Below are 5465 nucleotides of genomic sequence, written 5' to 3'. Positions count from 1 at the left end.
CGCCGTTTGTATAATTAAGCGAGACAAATAAAAAAGCCATTTATGTTACACTCAAATTGTAATACCCGCTAAAGCATACAAGGAGAGTGAACATAAATGACTTATACCCATCTTACACTAAACGAGCTTGTAATGATAGAAGCATATTTTCATCAAGAAACTCCGGTTGCTATCGTTGCGAAGCAGCTTAAACGTGGACGCCAAACAATTTACAATGTCTATAACTTTCTCAAATGTGGTGGAACAGCACTTGAATACTTTGAACAATACAAAGAAAATAAGCGACGTTGTGGGAGAACCGAAATCATTTTTCCTGCTGAGGAAAAAGAATACATTGCAAAAAGATCAACTGAAGGTTGGACCCCAGACGTCATTATTGGCCGTGCAGAGCGAACCTTCTCTTGTTCAGTAAGTACCCTCTATCGCCGGTTTAAGACGGGAGAATTCAATGTTTTACATTTACCGATGCAAGGAAAACGAAAACCAAATGGTTATAAGGAAAAATGTGGAAAACAGGCATTCAAAAGAAATATTTCTGAACGTAAAAAAGATTATGTCGTTTTCGAAGAAGAATTTGGACATTTAGAGGGTGATACGATTGTCGGCATCCACCATAAAAGTGCCGTCATCACACTCGTTGAGCGACTTTCAAAAGCCATTATCGCCTTGAAACCAGAAGGCCGTAAGGCAGTTGATATTGAAAATTCGATTAATGAATGGCTTCAATCCGTACCCAAAAATCTTTTCAAATCAATTACCTTTGATTGTGGAAAAGAATTCTCTAATTGGAAAAGTATTAGTAATACGAATGATATTGATATTTATTTCGCAGACCCAGGAACGCCTTCCCAACGGGGATTAAATGAACTTTCAAACGGACTCCTCAGAAAAGATGGACTACCAAAAGAAATGGACTTCAACCAAGTCAATCAAGGATTCATCTCATCCGTTGCGTCCAAAAGAAACCATATCCCTAGAAAATCACTAAATTACCAAACACCATTAGAAGTTTTTTTGAGTTACGTAAATGGAAAGTTTTGTCTCGCTTAATTTGACAAATAATAATATATGAAAAGGAAAACGTAGAAAATTACGTCTACGTTTTCCTATTTAGTTCTATATTTTTATTAAATTTTATATTTGCTCTTTTCACTTTTCGGAATAAATTCACTGTGACTCTTGATACCTTCTTTTATATATTGCTAATGTATTTTCTCCATTGCTATGAAAATAGAATCAACATATTTATAATATCTATCTAATCTATTTTCATTTAACCGGTTGCGTCAAGAATTATGTGTAAATGGAAAAGCCCATTCTGTTGATCAAGTTAAAACATTGATTCTAATGTATCATGTATTTCTTTAAAACCTTTATGAACCCGGCATAGAAACTTTTGATTATAGTTGTTGAATTGAGATACTAGAAATCTCTCCAGAGATTCTTCATTAGGAAATTGCTCTTTTCTTTTGGTATATTTCTTTAATTGTTTGTTAAAACCTTCAATCAAATTAGTTGAATAAATAGTTCTTCTGATTGACGGAGGGAAATTATAAAAGGTTAATATAGCAGGATTCATGAGCAATTTAACCACTCGTGGATACTGCTTTTTCCATTTATCTATCATAAACCTTATTTGATTATTTGCTTCTTCTTTTGAACTTGCTTGATAAACTAATTTGAAATCGCTACAGATTTCTTGTCGATCACTAACACGAACCTTATGAGCGATATTTCTAGATATATGGACACAACATTGTTGAAATTGAGCATTTGGATAAACACTATGAATACTATCGTTAATGCCACTTAAACCATCAGTTACGACTAATAAAACCTCTTTTAAACCACGGTCTTTTAGGTCTTGAAGAATCTCTTTCCAAACATAAGCAGATTCAGTTGGAGCAAGACTAAACCCAAGAACCTCTTTGGTTCCATCTAATCGAATGCCAATTACAATATAAACTGCTTCTTTTGAAACAGTTTGTCTTTTTAAAGGAATGTGAGTAGCATCCATAAAAATGACAGAGTATCTGGATTCTAAGGACCTTTCTTTAAAGGCAATAATATCTTCAGAAACTATTTTAGTCATATTTGAAATGGTTTGTGGCGTATAGTGATGCCCGTACATTTTTTCAATCAATTCAGAGATTTCAGACATAGTAATTCCTTTTTGAAATAGCTGAATAATAGTGGTTTCTAAAGAGTCATTGGTTCTTTTATAAGCAGGTAAAGTTTGTTGAGAAAACTTACCATTTCTATCTCTAGGAATCACCAAATTTAATTCTCCATACTCTGTTCTGAATGAACGTGAATAATTCCCATTACGGGAATTACCTGAATTGAACCCAGCACGATCATATTTTTCATAATCAAGAAAAGCTGTTAATTCAGCCTGTAATAATGAATTAACAGCTAATTCTAAATGACATCGAAATAATTCATCTAAATCACCTTTATTGATTAGTGTTTCCATAATTTCTGTAGTAAAATTGGGCATGAGAAAGTCCTCCTATAAAATTTCGGTTGTGGTAACTTTAATTTTACAGAATGGACTTTCTTTTTTTCTACCCTAAATATCTATTTACACAAAATATTTTACGCTATCATTTCGATTTATTCTTCCATCCTTAACATTATTTGATTCAAGATAAAAATGACCTTCATCAACATAGTATGGAGTTGCTGTTCCCACAAAAGCATTTCTAATTTTTCCAAATATTTCGTCTAACTTACGCTCTTCCCAATCCTCTGTAAATCCAGGAAATCGAATTTCTGGTTGTTTATCCTTACTCATGCTTAAACACCTCCAGCGCACCTTGCAACCACGCTTCGTTTTCAGGTGTTGTTTGCAGGGAAGAGATAGCTTCCAAAAGTTCTTTTTCTAGTACTTGCTGTTCTTGTCGTATCTTCTTGATGTCATTTCCGACATGAACCATATCAATTGGTTCTTCTTCTTCGAACGTATCTACATAGCGTGGGATATTTAAGTTATAGTCATTTTCTTTGATTTCATCAAAGGTTGCCAAATGAGCGTATTTCTCGACATCTTTTCTTTCAGCGTAGGTTTCGAGGATTTTTTGAATGTTTTCTTCCGATAGTTTATTTTGATTTTTCCCTTTAACAAATTCACGACTAGCATCAATGAATAATACATCTCGAGTTTGACGATTCTTCTTCAATACAATCACCGTCGTTGGAATCGATGTACCAAAGAACAAGTTCGCAGGCATACCAATCACAGCATAAATACTGCCGTCTTCTAGTAATTTTTGACGGATGACCCCTTCTGCAGCGCCACGGAATAAAACTCCGTGTGGTAAGACGATAGCCATGGTACCAGTTTCCTTCAAATGATAGAACCCATGAAGAAGAAACGCAAAATCTGCTTTGGATTTTGGCGCTAATTTTCCATAACGATTAAACCGAGAATCATCTAAGAAGGTCGTATCTGCTGACCAGTTAGCCGAATAAGGTGGGTTCATCACTACTGCATCAAATGTGTAAGGTTCATCTGTTGGCCAGTCCTTATTCAACGTATCCCCATTGCGGAGATTCATTTCTTCGGCATCTACCCCATGTAAAATCAAGTTCATTTTCGCTAGATTGTATGTCGTTGTATTTAGTTCTTGCCCATGATATTTAACGTTATCTGGGTGAGTTAAGTAGTTACGTACGTTTAACATCAATGAACCTGAACCCATCGTTGGATCAAAAACACTAAAGAATCGTCGTTCTTTTTGATCGAGCGTCACGATTTGTGCCATCATATCAGAAACCATATGAGGCGTGTAAAATTCTCCGGCTTTCTTCCCTGCTTCTGAAGCAAATTGACTGATCAGAAATTCATAAGCATCCCCGATCACGTCCCCATCGTGACCTAAAACCTCCACGTCATTCAATTTCTTAATGACTTCGGTAATCGTCACATTTCGTTGTTGCTCATCTGTTCCTAGTTTTTTTGATTGGAGATCCACATCATCAAATAACCCATTAAATTGATTGTAGGTAGATGCCAATTGCACAAAGGCTTTATTTAAATCATTCAATTGGAACGTTGCTTGTTTTGCTTGATCCGCTAAGACGTTGAAAAGATACTCTGGCGAAATCGCATACCCCAAAATATCAACGATTGTTGCAATCAGATCTTCTTTTGATTCTTCATCTGAAAGTAATTCACGATACAACATCGTTTGTTTGCTTACTGTGTCATATTCCTCTAAGGATTCATCTGCTAAAAGAACCACGTGTTCCAACAAACGATCGGATAAATATTTATAGAAAATCAGCCCCAATAAATAATTTTTATATTCTGACGCATCCATTTTGCTACGGAGATTATCTGCCGCACTAAATAATTTTTGATTTAATTCTGCACCCAAAAAGATACACTCCTATCTCTTATTTAAAGTTGCTATATACCCTCTTATTTTAGCATACTCCCTTTTAGAAAAAGCAAAAAAAAAAAAAAGAAAGAATCTTATTCTTGATAACAAGCTACGTGACGTATATGCCTAACAAAAATAGAACTTTTGAATCAATCTTAAATGAAGGTTTAACCACAGAACAGGCATCCATTATTTTTGATGAAGTTATCGATGACGTTGAAGATAGTAAGTATCATAAAAATTTAAAAGAACTTTTTTATTTTGCACTCAACAATGGACCAAGTTTGTTCACTTGTATATCAGTACCTGATAGTGATAATCCATTAATTATGGCAAAAATTTACTTAACAAAATGGTGTAATAAATACATCAGGGATAGGAATAACCCAGCATTAAAAAAACCTCTTAAAACATTTGGCGAAAAAGATGCTGCTTTAACTACTAGAGTAGCAGCAAATGCTAATATTGATGATCAAAAAGTATTGAATGACTACTTGCGTGGACATTTTTTATATATGAGCGCTGAGAACATGAACGGAAGTATTTTAGAGGAATATTTAGCCGAAGTGTTAGAACCTGAAGGTTGGATTTGGTGCGCCGGCTCTGTATATCGAGCTGTTGATTTCTGTTATTTAGGAACCTCACCAATTCTTTTACAAGTGAAAAATAAATACAATACAGAAAGCAGTTCGAGTTCAGCTATAAGAGTAGGAACAACAATTAGAAAATGGAATCGTTTAAATAAGCCGACAAAAATTTCTGGTTTGGATAGCCCTATCCCCAATTGGAAAGCATTAATAGAAATGACTGAAGCTAGTAAGGAACTGGCAGCTAAGTTAACTGAAAATAGTTATTTAGCTTATATTAATGAAAAATCCACACGAGAATTATGGACACTCGATGACTAACAATATCCTTATTAGTATCTATCCACGATACATGGAAAAAATTATAAACAAACAAAAAAACTTTGAATTTAGAAATTTCTATCTTACCTCAGATCCTTATAATATCTTTTGGATTTACGAAACAATCCCCACCAAAGCTTTAAAGTATAAATTGATTGTAAAAAATCAG

5 protein-coding genes are annotated in these 5465 nt (G+C 34.4%); 2 read left to right on the top strand and 3 right to left on the bottom strand.

Annotation, left to right across the window (positions count from 1 at the left end; translation table 11 throughout):
• Positions 1 to 96 precede the first annotated feature (96 nt).
• Entirely contained in the window at positions 97 to 1050 is a 954-nt protein-coding gene (locus ESP02_RS12790; protein ID WP_002311042.1) for an IS30 family transposase, read from the top strand.
• A gap of 280 nt (positions 1051 to 1330) precedes the next feature.
• Here ESP02_RS12790 and ESP02_RS12785 read toward each other — a convergent pair whose 3' ends face one another.
• The 3 genes from ESP02_RS12785 to ESP02_RS12775 all read right to left on the bottom strand — a co-directional run bounded on the left by ESP02_RS12785 (position 1331) and on the right by ESP02_RS12775 (position 4382).
• Positions 1331 to 2500: an IS256 family transposase gene (locus ESP02_RS12785; protein ID WP_002300314.1), complete on the bottom strand. Its 1170-nt coding sequence runs from the start codon at positions 2498 to 2500 to the stop codon at positions 1331 to 1333.
• 84 nt (positions 2501 to 2584) lie between these two features.
• Positions 2585 to 2797, bottom strand: coding sequence for a hypothetical protein (locus tag ESP02_RS12780; RefSeq protein ID WP_044145949.1), 213 nt, complete (start codon positions 2795 to 2797; stop codon positions 2585 to 2587).
• Positions 2790 to 4382 (bottom strand): type I restriction-modification system subunit M, encoded by a 1593-nt coding sequence (locus tag ESP02_RS12775; RefSeq protein ID WP_044145951.1) that lies wholly within the window; start codon positions 4380 to 4382, stop codon positions 2790 to 2792. The genes ESP02_RS12780 and ESP02_RS12775 overlap by 8 nt, the downstream gene beginning before the upstream one ends.
• 128 nt (positions 4383 to 4510) lie before the next feature.
• Here ESP02_RS12775 and ESP02_RS12770 point away from each other — a divergent pair, with 128 nt between their 5' ends.
• Complete coding sequence (locus tag ESP02_RS12770) at positions 4511 to 5296, top strand: SinI family restriction endonuclease (protein WP_002343105.1); 786 nt, start codon at positions 4511 to 4513, stop codon at positions 5294 to 5296.
• Positions 5297 to 5465 lie beyond the last annotated feature (169 nt).

The sequence above is a fragment of the Enterococcus sp. NBRC 3427 genome, assembly GCF_007996925.1.
Lineage (GTDB): Bacteria > Bacillota > Bacilli > Lactobacillales > Enterococcaceae > Enterococcus_B > Enterococcus_B lactis.
The sequence above is the reverse complement of the archived record's forward strand: the minus strand, read 5'-3'. Positions and strand labels throughout refer to the sequence as shown.

Coding starts and splice junctions, on each gene's coding strand:
- ESP02_RS12790 (WP_002311042.1), top strand. CDS start 97: ATGACTTATACCCATCTTACACTAAACGAGCTTGTAATGATAGAAGCA.
- ESP02_RS12785 (WP_002300314.1), bottom strand. CDS start 2,500: ATGCCCAATTTTACTACAGAAATTATGGAAACACTAATCAATAAAGGT.
- ESP02_RS12780 (WP_044145949.1), bottom strand. CDS start 2,797: ATGAGTAAGGATAAACAACCAGAAATTCGATTTCCTGGATTTACAGAG.
- ESP02_RS12770 (WP_002343105.1), top strand. CDS start 4,511: ATGCCTAACAAAAATAGAACTTTTGAATCAATCTTAAATGAAGGTTTA.